The sequence below is a fragment of the Xanthomonas sp. CFBP 8445 genome (assembly GCF_025666235.1).
GTDB lineage: Bacteria > Pseudomonadota > Gammaproteobacteria > Xanthomonadales > Xanthomonadaceae > Xanthomonas_A > Xanthomonas_A indica.
The window spans coordinates 4,060,899-4,075,752 of record NZ_CP102594.1; the positions used below are offsets into that span (position 1 = coordinate 4,060,899).

At 70.0% G+C, this 14,854-nt stretch carries 9 protein-coding genes; 4 read left to right on the plus strand and 5 right to left on the minus strand.

What is annotated here, in order from left to right; translation table 11 throughout:
- Nucleotides 1-93 precede the first annotated feature (93 nt).
- The 3 genes from purL to xerD all read right to left on the minus strand — a co-directional run bounded on the left by purL (nucleotide 94) and on the right by xerD (nucleotide 6,488).
- Nucleotides 94-4,179 carry a phosphoribosylformylglycinamidine synthase gene (gene purL, locus NUG21_RS17435; protein WP_263391519.1) on the minus strand — a complete coding sequence of 1,362 codons (4,086 nt, stop codon included), beginning with the start codon at nucleotides 4,177-4,179 and terminating at the stop codon, nucleotides 94-96.
- 432 nt (nucleotides 4,180-4,611) lie between these two features.
- Complete coding sequence (locus tag NUG21_RS17440) at nucleotides 4,612-5,415, minus strand: DsbC family protein (protein ID WP_263391520.1); 804 nt, start codon at nucleotides 5,413-5,415, stop codon at nucleotides 4,612-4,614.
- A gap of 98 nt (nucleotides 5,416-5,513) precedes the next feature.
- Nucleotides 5,514-6,488, minus strand: a complete 975-nt coding sequence (gene xerD, locus NUG21_RS17445; protein WP_263391521.1) for a site-specific tyrosine recombinase XerD — start codon at nucleotides 6,486-6,488, stop codon at nucleotides 5,514-5,516.
- A gap of 184 nt (nucleotides 6,489-6,672) precedes the next feature.
- Between xerD and NUG21_RS17450 the strand changes: the two genes are divergently transcribed.
- Nucleotides 6,673-7,149 carry an RDD family protein gene (locus NUG21_RS17450; protein WP_263391522.1) on the plus strand — a complete coding sequence of 159 codons (477 nt, stop codon included), beginning with the start codon at nucleotides 6,673-6,675 and terminating at the stop codon, nucleotides 7,147-7,149.
- A 305-nt stretch (nucleotides 7,150-7,454) separates the two neighbouring features.
- Here the strand turns inward: NUG21_RS17450 and lptG are convergent, their stop codons facing one another.
- Nucleotides 7,455-8,561, minus strand: a complete 1,107-nt coding sequence (gene lptG, locus NUG21_RS17455) for an LPS export ABC transporter permease LptG (protein WP_160948122.1) — start codon at nucleotides 8,559-8,561, stop codon at nucleotides 7,455-7,457.
- Nucleotides 8,558-9,643, minus strand: coding sequence for an LPS export ABC transporter permease LptF (gene lptF / locus NUG21_RS17460; RefSeq protein WP_019796734.1), 1,086 nt, complete (start codon nucleotides 9,641-9,643; stop codon nucleotides 8,558-8,560). Before lptF ends, lptG begins: the two co-directional genes overlap by 4 nt.
- A gap of 107 nt (nucleotides 9,644-9,750) precedes the next feature.
- Here lptF and NUG21_RS17465 point away from each other — a divergent pair, with 107 nt between their 5' ends.
- The 3 genes from NUG21_RS17465 to NUG21_RS17475 all read left to right on the plus strand — a co-directional run bounded on the left by NUG21_RS17465 (nucleotide 9,751) and on the right by NUG21_RS17475 (nucleotide 14,734).
- Nucleotides 9,751-11,235: a leucyl aminopeptidase gene (locus tag NUG21_RS17465; RefSeq protein ID WP_160948124.1), complete on the plus strand. Its 1,485-nt coding sequence runs from the start codon at nucleotides 9,751-9,753 to the stop codon at nucleotides 11,233-11,235.
- Nucleotides 11,236-11,359: 124 nt separating this feature from the next.
- Complete coding sequence (locus NUG21_RS17470; protein WP_242081849.1) at nucleotides 11,360-11,785, plus strand: DNA polymerase III subunit chi; 426 nt, start codon at nucleotides 11,360-11,362, stop codon at nucleotides 11,783-11,785.
- A 108-nt stretch (nucleotides 11,786-11,893) separates the two neighbouring features.
- The gene (locus tag NUG21_RS17475) at nucleotides 11,894-14,734 is read left to right on the plus strand and encodes a valine--tRNA ligase (protein ID WP_263391523.1); all 2,841 of its coding nucleotides are present in this window, start codon (nucleotides 11,894-11,896) and stop codon (nucleotides 14,732-14,734) included.
- The last annotated feature ends 120 nt before the right edge of the window (nucleotides 14,735-14,854 follow it).

Here is a 14,854-nt window from a genome sequence, read left to right on the forward strand (position 1 = left end):
GGCCTCCCAGGGCATCGCACACCTGCAGCGGCTGGCTGCCGCGCCACTCTCGACCCGCCACGTCCGCGCTGGCGGACGTGGCGCAGAGGCGGCTCAGCCCACCCACACCCGCGCGTTGCGGAACATGCGCAGCCACGGCGCCTCGTCCGGCCACTCGGCCGGATGCCAGCTGAGGTTGAGCGAGCGCAACGTGCGTTCCGGATGCGGCATCAGGATGGTCACCCGGCCGTCGTCGCTGGTCAGGCCGGTGATGCCGTCGGGCGAGCCGTTCGGGTTCAGCGGGTACTGCGTGGCGACGGCGCCATGGCCGTCGACGAAGCGCAGTGCCACGCGCGCGGCGGCCTGGTCCACGGCACTGTCGAATTCGGCGCGGCCTTCGCCGTGCGCCACCGCCACCGGGATCCGCGAGCCGGCCATGCCACGCAGGAAGATCGACGGCGATTCCACCACCTCCAGCAGGCTGGTGCGCGCCTCGAACTGCTCGCTGCGGTTGCGCAGGAAGCGCGGCCAGTGCTCGGCACCGGGAATGATGTCCTTGAGCTGGCTGAGCATCTGGCAGCCGTTGCACACGCCCAGGGCGAAGCTGTCGCTGCGCGCGAAGAACGCGGCGAAGGCATCGCGCAGCGCCGCTCGCTCCAGGATCGAGGTGGCCCAGCCGCGGCCGGCGCCGAGCACGTCGCCGTAGCTGAAGCCGCCGCAGGCGGCCAGGCCGACGAAGTCGGCCAGCTGCACGCGGCCGGCGATCAGATCGCTCATGTGCACGTCGAAGGCGCGGAACCCGGCGCGTTCGAACGCGTTGGCCATTTCGATCTGGCCGTTGACGCCCTGCTCGCGCAGGATCGCCACCTTCGGCCGCTGGCCGCTGGCGATGAACGGCGCGGCGATGTCCTCGGCCGGGTCGAAGGCCAGCTTCGGCTTCAGTCCGGGCGCGGCGAAATCGCGCGCCAACGCGCGCTCCTCGGCGGCGCTGTCGGGGTTGTCGCGCAGAGTCTGCATGGCATGGGTGACCGACCACCAGGCATCGAACAGCTCGTCCCAGCGCCATTCGGCCAGGGTCTTGCCACCCAGGCCCACGCGCACCGCGGCGGCGGTGCTGGGGCGGGCGATGCGCTGCGCGCATTCGGTCAGCGCATGGCGCTCGATCAGGTCGGCGAACGCGGCGCGGTCTTCCTTGGCGACCTGCACCACCGCGCCCAGTTCCTCGTTGAACAGGCTGCGGAACGGATCGTCGCCCCAGGCATCGAGGGTGATGTCCAGGCCCTGCCGCGAGGCGAACGCCATCTCGCACAGCGCGGCGAACGCGCCGCCGTCGCTGCGGTCGTGATAGGCCAGCAGCAAGCCGGCCTCGCGCGCATCGCGGATCAGTTCGAAGAACGCACGCAGCCGCTGCGGATCGTCCAGGTCGGGCACCGCGCCACCGAACGCCGGCAGCGCGCCGTCGCCATGCACCTGCGCCAGCACCGAACCGCCCAGGCGCTGCTTGCCGCCGCCCAGCCCGATCAGCCACAGCTCGCTCTCGGCCTCGCGCGCCAGCAACGGCGTCAGCTGCGCGCGCGCATCGGCCACCGGCGCGAACGCGGAAACGATGAGCGAGACGGGCGAGACGCTTTTGTGCGTGGCGCTCGCGCCGGGAGTGGGGAGTGGGGATTCGGGATTGGCAGAAGCGCCCTCCGCGCGCGCAGCACCCTCCCCAATCCCCAATCCCGTTCGCTCTTCGACGGCCGCAGGCCGGCCATCCCGAATCCCGGCCACACCCCACTGCGCCTGCATCGACAGCGAGTCCTTGCCCACCGGGATGCTCAGGTCCAGCTGCGGGCACAGTTCCATGCCCACCGCCTTGACCGCGGCGTACAGGCGCGCGTCCTCGCCGTCGTGGTTGGCCGCGGCCATCCAGTTCGCCGACAGCTTGACCTGGTCCAGCGCCTGCACCGGCGCCGCGCACAGGTTGGTGATGGCTTCGCCCACCGCCATCCGCGCCGCCGCGGCAGCGTCGAGCAGGGCCAGCGGGGTGCGCTCGCCGATCGCCATCGCTTCGCCGGCGTGGGTGTCGAAGCCGGCCAGGGTGATCGCGCAATCGGCCAGCGGCAGCTGCCAGGGGCCGATCATCTGCTCGCGCGCGGTCAGGCCGCCGACGCTGCGGTCGCCGATGGTGACCAGGAAACTCTTCGCCGCCACCGTCGGATGCGCCAACACCCGCAGCCCGGCCTCGCGCAGGTCCAGCGCATCGGTGTCCAGCTCCGGCCAGCGCGGCGCCGGCGGCTGGCGGGCGTCGCGGTGCATCTTCGGCGGCTTGCCGAAGAGCACGTCCATGGGCAGGTCGATGGGGTGCGGGGATTCGGGATTGGGGATTGGGGATTCGTGAGACGCGGTGGAGCCGGCCGACGTTGCGCCGTTGCCAATCCCCAATCCCGACTCCCCAATCCCGGTGCGCAGCACCCCGTAGCCCACGACGAGCCGTTCCTCGGCGGTGGCCACACCCACAGCGGCAAACGGACAGCGCTCGCGCTCGCACAGGGCGGCGAATTCGGCCAGGCGCGCCTGCGGCACGCCGAGCACGTAGCGTTCCTGCGATTCGTTGCACCACAGCTGCATCGGCGACAGCGACGGGTCGTCGCTGGGCACGCGGTCCAGGTCGATGATCCCGCCCACGCCGGAGTCGTGCAGCAGTTCGGGAATGGCGTTGGACAGGCCGCCGGCGCCGACGTCGTGGAACCAGCGGATCGGGTTGTCCGCGCCCAGCGCCACGCAGCGGTCGATGACCTCCTGCACGCGCCGCTCCATCTCCGGGTTGTCGCGCTGCACGCTGGCGAAATCCAGGTCCTCGGCGCTGTCGCCGGAGGCCACCGAACTGGCCGCGCCGCCGCCCAGGCCGATCAGCATCGCCGGGCCGCCGAGCACGATCACCGCATCGCCGGGCTGCAGCGGGATCTTCTCCACCTGCACGCGGTCGATCGCACCCAGGCCGCCGGCCAGCATGATCGGCTTGTCGTAGGCGCGGGTCAGGTCCTGCGTCTCCGGCAGCTCGAAGCTGCGGAAATAGCCGAGCAGGTTGGGCCGGCCGAATTCGTTGTTGAACGCAGCGCCGCCGAGCGGGCCGTCCAGCATTATTTCCAGCGCCGGGGCCATGCGCGGATTGAGCGGACGCGTCCCCTCCCACGGCTGCGGCAGGCTGGGGATGCGCAGGTGCGAGACGCTGAAGCCGGTCAGGCCGGCCTTGGGCTTGCCGCCGCGGCCGGTGGCGCCCTCGTCGCGGATCTCGCCGCCGGCGCCGGTGGAGGCGCCCGGGAACGGCGCGATCGCGGTCGGGTGGTTGTGGGTCTCGACCTTGATGCAGAACGCCGACGGCGTCACCGCCTCGCTACGGTACTCGCCGCTGGCCGGATCCGGGCGGTAGCGCGCGGCCGGGTGCCCTTCCACCACCGCCGCGTTGTCGCTGTACGCGCTGAGCGTGTGCTGCGGCGTCTGCTGGTGGGTGTGCTTGATCATCCGGAACAGCGAGCGGTCCTGCTCCTTGCCGTCGATGGTCCAACTGGCGTTGAAGATCTTGTGCCGGCAGTGCTCGGAATTGGCCTGCGCGAACATCATCAGTTCCACGTCGGCCGGATCGCGGCCGAGCTCGCCGAAGCGCTGGCGCAGGTAGTCGATCTCGTCCTGGGCCAGGGCCAGGCCCAGGCGCGCATTGGCCGCTTCCAGCTGGTCCAGCGGGATGCGCTCGACCTCGCCCCGCACCGGCGCCTGGAACAGCGCCTGCGCCTGCGCGGCGCTGTCCAGCAGCGATTGCGTCATCGGATCATGCAGCAGCTTGGCCAGCGCAGCCTGATCGGCCGCCGCCGCGGGCCAGCCGGCCAGGTCCAGGCGGGTGCCGCGCTCGACCCGGCGGATCGCCAACCCGGCGCCACGCACCAGTTCGGTGGCCTTGCTCGACCAAGGCGAGCGCGTGCCCAGCCGCGGCACCACGTAGCGCGAGCAGGTCCCGGCTTCGGCCGGCGCCGGTGCGTCCTGCGCCTGCAGGATGCGCCGCGCCGCGACCAAGTCGAGCGATGCGGCGTTCCCGCCGTCGATGAAGTAGACGTGCCAGGCGCCGGCGATGCGCACACCGGGAACGAGGGACTGCAGGCGGGTTTCGAGCCGAGCGCGACGGAACGGCGAAAGGGCGGAAGCGCCCTCGAGGACGATCATGTCCGGGGAACCGTGTGAGGAAACGGGCTGGCTATTGTAAGCCGGGATTGGGGATTCGGGATTTGGGATTGGTAAAGGCGGTGTTCCGTGCGCGGGTGCGCTCCCTGCAACGCTCCGACGTGGCCCGCCATGGCGGGTCGGAATTGTGGGATTGGGGATTGGGATTGGCAAAGGCGGCGCTCCGTGCGCGGGTGCGCACCCGACAACGCCCTGACGATGGCCCGCCGTGGCGGGGTTGCGGGATCGAGCGCGGCGGTAACCGCGTCCCGGCTGGGCGCGCTCGCCATCGGACGCGCCGGCGGCGTCCTGATCGCAGTAGATGTCTAAATCAGCAGCCCGGATCCGCAAGCGGGGCGTCTGCGCAAGGGAGTTCGCCGAAGCAGCGCTCCAGCGAATCCCCAATCCCGAATGCCGAATCCCCGCGCGCGGCCCTTAACGGCTTCCGCCCGCCTTGGTCGCTTCCGCCGCGCGCTTGTCCAAGGCTTCGCGCAGCTTGGCCGGAGGCAGGTAGCCGCCTAGCTGGGTGCCGTCCGGGGCGAAGATCGCCGGGGTGCCGTTGACGCCCAGGCGCTGGCCCAGGTTGTACTGCATGGTCACCGGGTTCTTGCAGTTGGCCGCGCTCGGCACCTTGCCGCTGGCCTTGGCGTCGGTCAGCGCCTGCTTCTTGTCCGCCGCGCACCACACCGCGACCATGTCCTTGTAGTCCTGGCTGCCCAGGCCCATGCGCGGGAACGCCAGGTATTCCACGGCGATGCCCTGCTTGTTGAGTTCGCCGATCTCGCTGTGCAGCTTGCGGCAATAGCCGCATTCGATGTCTGTGAACACGCTGATGGTGTACTTGGGATTGGCCGGGGCGAACACGATGCGGTCGGCGCGCGGCGCCGATTCCAGCAGCTTGCGGCGGTAGCTCAGCAGGCCCTCGCTGGACGCGAACTGCTTTTCCTGGATGTCGAACGGCTGCGCCTGGAACAGATAGCGGCCGTCGTCGGAGACGTACAGCACCTGGCCGCCGACCACCACTTCGCGGAAGCCGGGGAACGGCGCGGCGCCGATGTAGTCGGGCTTGAAGTTCGGGTCCAGTTGCAGCAGCGCCGCACGCACGCGCTGTTCGCCCGCGGCGCCACTGGCGGCGGGGGCGGCCTTGGCCGCGGCGGCGCCGGGCGCCGGGGAGGTGGACTGTGCGCAGGCGGAGAGCGAAGCCGCGCCCAGCAGCGCGCAAAGAGCAAAACGGAGCATTGGCGATCCATGAGGGCTGCGAATCGCCCGATTGTCGCATACCCCCCGGCGCGGTCCATGTAGACAGGCTGAGCGGCCATCGCGCGCCGCGACTGCGCTCACCCGCGCGGATGATGCTTGCGGTGCAGGCTCTGCAGGTGCTCGCGCGCGACCAGGGTGTAGATCTGGGTGGTGGACAGCGAACTGTGGCCGAGCAGCATCTGCAGCGCGCGCAGGTCGGCGCCGCGGTTGAGCAGATGCGTGGCGAAGCTGTGGCGCAGGCCGTGCGGGCTGATCCGCGCCGGGTCGATCCCCGCCACCACGGCATAGCGCTTGACCAGCCCCCAGAACTGCTGCCGGGTCAGCGCGCGCCGGGCGGCATCGATGAACAGCGGCACCACGCCGTCGCTGGCCGGCACCGCCTGCCCGGCCGCCAGCGCCGGCCGTGCGCTGTCCAGGTAGCGCTGCAGCCAGTGCTGCGACTCCTCGCCCAGCGGCACCAGTCGCTCCTTGCTGCCCTTGCCGGTGACACGCAGCACGCCCTGGCGCAGGTTCACCGCATTGGCCGGCAGGTTCACCAACTCGCTGACGCGCAGGCCGGCGGCGTACATCAACTCGAGCATGGCGCGGTCGCGCAGCCCGGCCGGCGCGGTCGCGTCCGGCGCCGCCAGCAACGCATCGATCTGGCTCTCGGCCAGCGCCTTGGGCAACGAACGCGGCAGCCGTGGCGGTTCCAGCAGCGCGGTCGGGTCGTCGCTGCGCTCGCCGCGACGCACGCGCAGCGCGAAGAACGCGCGCAGCGACGACAGCCAGCGCGCATTGCTGCGCGGCGAATAGCCCAGTTCGGTGCGCCAGGCCAGGTAGTCGAACAGCGCCTGCCGATCGGCGCCCGCCAGGCCACCGCCCGCGCCGTCGCGCCAGCGCGCGAAACCCTCCAGGTCGCGGCGGTAGCTGTCCAGGCTCTGCCGCGCCAAGCCCTGCTCGGCCCAGGCCGCATCCAGGAACTGCTGGATCGCCACCGCATCGGCCTCGCGCAGTGGCGCGAGCCGTTGCGTCTGCTGGCGGCGCTCGGCGGGGGAATGCAGGGAGGGCATGCTGGGTGGGATTGGGGATTGGGGATTGGGGATTGGGGATTGGGGATTGGAAAAGCCTAGCCGCTTTGCCTGGGGGCGCAAGGCCGACGTGGCCGCGCAGCGCACCGGGATGGCGTGCGCCAGCAGCACGACTGCGAGGCGCACGGTCCACCGCAAAGCGCGCGACTGGCTCTAAGCTGTGCAGATGAGCGCATCGTCTCCCGCTTCCGCCCCCCGTCCACGCACGCTGCTGCTGTGGCGGCTGCTGGCGCTGTTCTACGACGCCTGGCCGGTGCTGGCGCTGTGGTTCGTGGTCTCGGCGCTGTTCACCCTCGGCTACACGCTGGAGGGCCATGCGCCGCGCGAGAACATCGCGCCCTTCAGCGCCCTGCAGTGGCTGCTGTGGCTGTGCTGCTGGGCGGTGGCCGGGCTGTACGCCACGCTGAGCTGGCGCCGCGGCGGCCAGACCCTGGGGATGCGCCCGTGGCGGCTGCGCCTGCACGGTGCCAACGGCACCACGCCGAGCTGGGGTGCACTGTGGCGGCGCTATCTGGTCGGCAGCGTGTCGTTGCTGCTGGGCGGGCTGGGGTTCTGGTGGGCGCTGGTCGATCGGGAGCGATTGACGTGGCACGACCGCGCCAGCGGCACCCGTCTTACGCGCCAGCACAAAGCCAAGCCCTGACCGAAGCATATGGACGCGCGGCGGCGCGCCAACCGCTCACGCCATATCGGGACCACTGCGGCGCGGCACGACAGGGCCAGCGGCACCCATTTGACGCGATTACCGAAAGCCTAGCCCTGACCGCAGTACATAGGCGCACGGCGGCGCGCCAACCACTCCCGCCATATCGGGACCACTGCGGCGCGGTACGACCGCGCCAGCGGCACCTACTTAACGCGATTGCCGAAAACCAAGCCCTGACTACAGCAAACGTGCGCGCGGCGGCGCGCCATATGCATCCGTCGCGTCGGGATCGTCGCCGCGCGCTAACTGCTGCGTTTGCGGAACAGCAACCAGGACACGGTCAGCATCACCAGTGGCGGCAAGGCGTAGGCGATGCGGTAGTCGAACTTCAGCGCGCCGGCCATGCGTCCGAAGAACAGCTGCAGCAGCCAGAACACCAGGGCGAACAGGATGCCCAGGAACAGGCGCTTGCCCATGCCGCCGCTGCGCAGCGCGCCGAACGCGAACGGGATCGCGGCGAAGCACAGCGCCAGCACGTTCAGCGGATAGAACCAGCGGCTCCAGTACTGGTCCTCGTAGTCGCGCGCGTCCAGGCCGTTGCGGCGGCGGTACTCGATGCTGGTGTGCAGGTCGCGCGCCGACAGGTTGCGCGGCTTGGCCAGGCCCGAGGCCAGCGCCGCCGCATCCAGCCGCGATTGCCACGGCAGGCTGTCGAACTTCTCGCGCTGCACCGAGCGCTCGGCGAAGGTGTCGCGGTAGGCCTGCTTGAGGGTCCAGCCGCTGTGCCGGTGCTCGGCGATGGCGGCATGGGTCAGCGAGGCCAGCCGGCCGTTGTCGTCCAGCGTGTACAGGCGCACGTCGCGCAATTCCAGCCAGGTGCCGCCGTCGTCTTCCAGGTGCTCTTCGCCGGCCTGCGCGTTGAGGAAGGTGTTGCCCTCGCGCGCCCACAGCCCGGAATAGCGAGCCATGCTCATGTCGCCGTTGTACTTGGCGTTGGCCTTGATCGCATCGGCCTGGTTCTGCGCCCACGGCGCCAGGGTCTCGCCGTTGACCACCATGGCCACGGTCAGCACCGCCATGGTTGCCGCCGCGGCCAAGCTCAGCCGGCGCCGCGACAGGCCCAGCGCGCGCAGCGCGGTCAGTTCGGAGGTGGCGGCGAGCTGGCCCAGGCCCATCAGCACGCCGATCACCGCGCCGGTGGGGAACAGGGTGTAGGCGCGGCGCGGCACCGTGTAGGCCACGAAGGCGGCGGCGTGGCCCAGGCTGTAGCTGCCGGTGCCGATCGTCTTGAACTCGTTGGACAGGGCCATGATCACGTCCAGGCCCAGCAGCACCGCCCAGGTCAGCAGCACCGTGCCGAGCACGGCGCGGCCCACGTACACATCGTGCAGGTTCGGACGCAGCCTCATGCCGGCTGCCTCCGCGGCCGCGACAGCCGGCCATCGCGCAAGTACATCCACACCGACAACGCCAGCAGCGGCAGGGTCAGCCACCACAAGCCGAGCGCGCGCGGCAGCTTCTCGGTGCTCAGCCACTGGGTGCCGAGGAACATCAGGTTGGTGCCGACCAGGTAGGCCAGGAACGCCAGCATGATCCGGCCATAGCGCTGCTGTCGCGGCGAGCTGCGCGACAGCGGCAGGGTCAGCAGGGCGAAGGCCAGCGCCAGCAGCGGCGGCGCCAGGCGCGCATGCAACTGCGCGTTGGCCTGCGGCCGCGGATCGCCGATCAGCTTGGCGGTGGGCAGCAGCTCCGGATCGTCGTCCTTGCGCGCGGCGTCACGGTCCGGCAGCGCCACGTCGTTGCTGACGAAGCGCATCATCCGGTAGTCCAGCCCGTCGCCGGCCAGCGGCCCCTCGACCCGGTAACCGTCCTCCAGGCGCAGGTAGCGGTCGGCCTTGCCCTCGAAGAACATGGCGCCGCGCTGCGCGGTGACCACGTCCAGGCGGCCGTCCTTCTGCCGCTGCATGAACACCTTGCTGAGCTTGGTGCCGTCCCCAGACAGGGTGCTGATGTAGACGATGCCGCCATCGGACAACGGGGTGAAGCGCCCGGCCTCCAGTCCGGCCATCAGCAGGCTGTGGTTGGCCTCGTCGATCAGCCGGTCGGAGGTGCGGTCGGCCCAGGGGCCCAGCCACAGCGAGCACATGCCGACCAGGCTCACCACCGGGATCACCAGCATCAGGATCGGCCGCAGCAGGCGCCGCGGGCCCACGCCGATGGCGGTGATCACCGCCATTTCCGAATCCCGGTACAGCCGCGCCAGCGCCAGCAGCAGGCCCAGCATCAGCGCCAGCGGCAGAATCAGCGGCAGGTACACCACGAACTGCAGGCCCAGTTGTGAAAACAACAACTTGGCCGGGATGCGGCCATCGGCGATGTTGCCCAGGATGTCCACCAGCACACCACCGACGCTGACCACCAGCAGCACGATCAGGGTGGCCGAGAAGCTCTGGACGAAATCGCGCAGCAGGTATCGATCGAGCTTCGGCATGGGGGTGGGTTGATTTAAACTCTCGGATTCGTTCGCGGCGGACCCAGCCTATCCGACTGGGGGTAAAGAGTCCGCGATTGTACGGATTTGCCAACGGAATCTGATCAATGGCCCTGGAATTCACCCTGAACCACGACGCCCCGGCCACCGCGGCGTTCGACTGCATCGTCGTCGGCGTGTTCGCCGACAAGCGCCTGTCCCCGGCCGCCCAGGCCCTGGACGCGGCCAGCGGCGGACGCCTGACCGCGCTGGCCGAACGCGGCGACGTCAGCGGCAAGACCGGCGCCACCGCCCTACTCCACGACCTGCCCGGCGTGAAGGCGCCGCGCGTGCTCGCGGTGGGCCTGGGCGACGCCGCCAAGTTCGGCGTGCCGCAATACCTGAAGGCGGTCGGCGACGCCGCGCGCGCCCTCAAGAGCGGGCCGGCGACCAGCGCGCTGCTGACCCTGAGCGAGCTGGAGGTCAAGGGCCGCGACCAGGCCTGGGCGATCCGCCAGGCGGTGATCGCCAGCGACCACGCCTGCTACCGCTACACCGCCACCCTCGGCAAGAAGAAGCCCGACGACAGCGGCCTGGCGCAGTTGGCCGTGCACGGCGACGACGCCACCGCGCTGGCCCAGGGCGAGGCGATCGCCGCCGGCGTGAAGTTCGCCCGCGAACTGGGCAACCTGCCGCCGAACCTGTGCACCCCGGCCTACCTGGCCGAGACCGCCGCCGCCTTCGCCCAGGGCGTGGACGGCGCCGAAGCCGAAATCCTCGACGAGACGCAGATGCAGGAACTGGGCATGGGCTCGCTGCTGGCGGTGGCGCGCGGCTCGGCCAACCGGCCACGGCTGCTGGTGCTGAAGTGGAACGGCGGCGGCGACGCCCAGCCTTACGTGCTGGTCGGCAAGGGCATCACCTTCGACACCGGCGGCGTCAACCTGAAGACCCAGGGCGGCATCGAGGAGATGAAGTACGACATGTGCGGCGGCGCCAACGTCATCGGCACCTTCGTCGCCGCGGCCACTGCGCGCCTGCCGCTGAACCTGGTGGTGGTGGTGCCGGCGGTGGAGAACGCGATCGACGGCAATGCCTACCGCCCGTCGGACGTGATCACCAGCATGTCCGGCAAGACCATCGAGGTCGGCAACACCGACGCCGAGGGCCGCCTGATCCTCTGCGATGCGCTGACCTACGCCGAACGCTTCAAGCCGGCGGCGCTGATCGACGTGGCCACCCTCACCGGCGCCTGCATGGTCGCCCTCGGCCACCAGACCGCCGGCCTGATGAGCAAGCACGACGACCTGGCCGCCGAACTGCTGGCCGCCGGCGAGCACGTGTTCGACCGCGCCTGGCGCCTGCCGCTGTGGGACGAGTACCAGGGCCTGCTGGATTCCAGCTTCGCCGACGTCTACAACATCGGCGGCCGCTGGGCCGGCGCGATCACCGCCGGCTGCTTCCTGTCGCGCTTCACCGAAGGCCAGCGCTGGGCGCACCTGGACATCGCCGGCGTGGCCAGCGACGAAGGCAAGCGCGGCATGGCCACCGGCCGCCCGGTGGGTTTGCTGTCGCAGTGGTTGCTCGACCGCGCCGCGGGCGGCGCGGCGTGATTGGGGAGTCGGGATTGGGGATTCGCGAAAGGCGCCTCCGCGTTTCTTTCCCGTGCCCCTTGCTCGCGCAGGCGACCGTGATCCGCGGTTGCCAATCCCCAATCCCGAATAACGAATCCCAACCCTGATGCGCGCCGACTTCTATCTGATCGCCAAGCCGCGGTTCCTCAACGAACCGCTGCGGCTGGTGTGCGAGCTGGCGCGCAAGGCCAACGACGCCAACCTGTGGACGCTGGTGCTGGCGCGCGACATGGCCCAGGCCGAGGAGCTGGACGAACTGCTGTGGGCGTTCGATGCCGACGCCTACATCCCGCACCAGATCGCCGACGCCGATGCCGACGAGGAAGAGGCGCAGGTGCTGATCGTGCCGCCTGGCGTCGACGCGCCGGAGCGCCCGCTGGTGATCAACCTGCGCGATGCGCCCTACCTCGGCGCCTGCGAGCGCGTCCTGGAAGTGGTCCCGGCCGACCCATCCGCGCGCGAACCGCTGCGCGAGCGCTGGAAACAGTACAAGGCGCAGGGCTACGCGGTCACCAAGCACGATATGTGAGGAGCCGGGATTCGGGATTGGGGATTCGGATGCGTTCCTGCCCCGCTCCCTCATCGGCACCGCACGGCAAGACATCCCGAATCACCAATCCCCAATCCCGGCTTTTCCATGACCACCCTCGCCTCCAGCTACGATCCCAAGTCCTTCGAATCGCGCCTGTACGCGCAATGGGAAGCGTCCGGTTACTTCGCGCCGTCCGGGCAGGGCACGCCGTACACGGTGCTGCTGCCGCCGCCGAACGTGACCGGCACGCTGCACATGGGCCACGCCTTCCAGCAGACGCTGATGGATGCGCTGGTGCGCTACCACCGCATGCGCGGCTTCGACACGCTGTGGCAGGTCGGCAGCGACCATGCCGGCATCGCCACCGAGATGGTGGTGTCGCGCAACCTGACGCTGGAAGGCAAGGGCGAGACCCGCGATTCGCTGGGCCGTGACGGCTTCATCGCCAAGGTCTGGGAGTGGAAGCAGCACTCAGGCGACACCATCGAGCGGCAGATGCGCCGCCTCGGCACCTCGGCCGACTGGTCGCGCAGCACCTTCACCATGGACCCGCAGCCGTCGGCGGCGGTGGTCGAGGCCTTCGTGCGCTGGCACGAACAGGGCCTGATCTACCGCGGCCAGCGCCTGGTCAACTGGGACCCGGTGCTGAAGACGGCGATCTCCGACCTGGAAGTGGAGAACGTGGAGGAAGACGGCTTCCTGTGGTCGATCGCCTACACGCTGGACGACGGCGCCAGCTACGAACACGTCGAGCACGACGCCGACGGCAACGAGACGCTGCGCGAGACCCGCGACTACCTGGTAGTCGCCACCACCCGCCCGGAGACCCTGCTCGGCGATACCGCGGTGATGGTGCACCCGGAGGATGCGCGCTACGCGCACCTGATCGGCAAGACGGTGACGCTGCCGCTGACCGGCCGCCGCGTGCCGGTGATCGGCGACGACTACGTGGACCGCGCGTTCGGCACCGGCGTGGTCAAGGTCACCCCGGCGCACGACTTCAACGACTACCAGGTCGGCGTGCGGCATGGGTTGCCGATGATCAACCTGTTCACCCCGACCGCCGCGCTCAACGACAGCGTCCCGGAAAAGTACCGCGGCCTGGACCGCTTCGACGCGCGCAAGGCGGTGCTGGCCGATCTGGAAGACCTCGGCATCCTGGTCGAGACCAAGCCGCACAAGCTGCAGGTGCCGCGCGGCGACCGCACCGGCCAGGTGATCGAGCCGTATCTGACCGACCAGTGGTTCGTGAAGATGGACGCGCTGGCCAAGCGCGGCCTGGAGCTGGTCGAGTCCGGGCAGATCCAGTTCGTGCCGCCGAACTGGATCAACACCTACCGCCACTGGATGGAGAACATCCAGGACTGGTGCATCAGCCGCCAGCTGTGGTGGGGCCATCGCATTCCGGCCTGGTTCGACGACGCCGGCAACTGCTACGTCGGTCGCGACGAGGCCGAGGCGCGCGCCAAGGGTGGCCTGGCTGCCGACGTCGCCCTGCACCAGGACAGCGACGTGCTGGAGACCTGGTTCTCCTCGCAGCTGTGGCCGTTCGCGACCATGGGCTGGCCCGATCCGCAGGCGATGGCCGAGCGCGGCTTCGACCGCTACCTGCCGTCGAGCGTGCTGGTCACCGGCTTCGACATCATCTTCTTCTGGGTGGCGCGCATGATCATGGCCACCGACAGCTTCACCGGCAAGGTGCCGTTCCGCGACGTCTACATCACCGGCCTGATCCGCGACAAGGACGGGCAGAAGATGTCCAAGTCCAAGGGCAACGTGCTCGATCCGCTGGACATCATCGACGGCATCAGCATCGAGGACCTGGTCGCCAAGCGCACCACCGGGCTGATGCAGCCGCGCATGGCCGAGAAGATCGAGAAGGCCACGCGCAAGGAGTTCCCCGAGGGCATCATCGCCCACGGCGCCGATGCGCTGCGTTTCACCATCGCCGCGCTGGCCGGCCACGGCCGCGACATCAAGTTCGATCTGGGCCGCGCCGAGGGCTACAAGAACTTCTGCAACAAGCTGTGGAATGCCAGCCGCTTCGTGCTCATGAACACGCCGGGCGGGGATTCGGGAGTGGGGATTCGGGAGTCGCAAGAGCCGGTCACCGATGCCGAGAAGTGGATCCTGCTGCGGTTGCAGGCGGTCACTGCCGAGGCGCAGGCGCAGTTCGCCGCGTACCGCTTCGACCTGCTCGCGCAATGCCTGTACGAGTTCGCCTGGAACGAGTTCTGCGACTGGTTCCTGGAACTGGCCAAGCCGGCACTGAGCGGCGACGACGCGGCCGCCGCCGACAGCACCCGCCACACCCTGCTGCACGTGCTGGAAACCCTGCTGCGCCTGCTGCACCCGCTGACCCCGTTCGTCACCGAGGAACTGTGGCAGCAGGTGGCGCCGCGCCTGGGCATCGACGCGCCGACCATCTCGCTGCAGTCGTACCCGGACGCTGCGACGATGGACGTGGCCGCCTACGCCGGCGCCGCGGCCGACGTGGAATGGCTGAAGGCGATGGTGTCGGCGCTGCGCCGCGTGCGCAGCGAACTGCAGGTGGCGCCGTCGCGGCAGGTGCCGCTGCTGCTGCAGGGCGGCCAGGCCGAAGACCGCGCGCGGGTCGGGCGTTTCGCCGCGCAGTTGCGCTTCCTGCTCAAGCTCGAGGCCATCCAGTGGCTGGATGACGGCGCGCCGTCGCCGGCCGCGGCCACCGCCATCGTCGGCGAGCTGAAGCTGCTGGTGCCGCTGGAAGGGCTGGTCGACCTGGATGCCGAACGCCTGCGCCTGGACAAGGAGATCGCCCGCGTCGCGTCCGAGAAGGACAAGAGCGAGGCCAAGCTGGGCAAGTTCACCGACAAGGTGCCGGCCGCGGTGGTCGAGCAGGAACGCCAGCGCCTGGCCGACTGGAGCGCGCAGCTCGACGGCCTGCGCGCCCAGCGCGCCAAGCTGTAGGAGCAGCGCGACCACGCCACCGCAGGAGCGGCTTCAGCCGCGACCTGGTTTTCATGGGAACGCCCGGTCGCGGCTGAAGCCGCTCCTGCGACGCGCTGCCGAAATTGCCACACCGCCGCC

Bases quoted from the DNA above. Each gene is read 5' to 3' on its own strand.
- purL (WP_263391519.1), bottom strand. From the start codon at position 4,179: ATGATCGTCCTCGAGGGCGCTTCCGCCCTTTCGCCGTTCCGTCGCGCT.
- NUG21_RS17440 (WP_263391520.1), bottom strand. From the start codon at position 5,415: ATGCTCCGTTTTGCTCTTTGCGCGCTGCTGGGCGCGGCTTCGCTCTCC.
- xerD (WP_263391521.1), bottom strand. From the start codon at position 6,488: ATGCCCTCCCTGCATTCCCCCGCCGAGCGCCGCCAGCAGACGCAACGG.
- NUG21_RS17450 (WP_263391522.1), top strand. From the start codon at position 6,673: ATGAGCGCATCGTCTCCCGCTTCCGCCCCCCGTCCACGCACGCTGCTG.
- lptG (WP_160948122.1), bottom strand. From the start codon at position 8,561: ATGAGGCTGCGTCCGAACCTGCACGATGTGTACGTGGGCCGCGCCGTG.
- lptF (WP_019796734.1), bottom strand. From the start codon at position 9,643: ATGCCGAAGCTCGATCGATACCTGCTGCGCGATTTCGTCCAGAGCTTC.
- NUG21_RS17465 (WP_160948124.1), top strand. From the start codon at position 9,751: ATGGCCCTGGAATTCACCCTGAACCACGACGCCCCGGCCACCGCGGCG.
- NUG21_RS17475 (WP_263391523.1), top strand. From the start codon at position 11,894: ATGACCACCCTCGCCTCCAGCTACGATCCCAAGTCCTTCGAATCGCGC.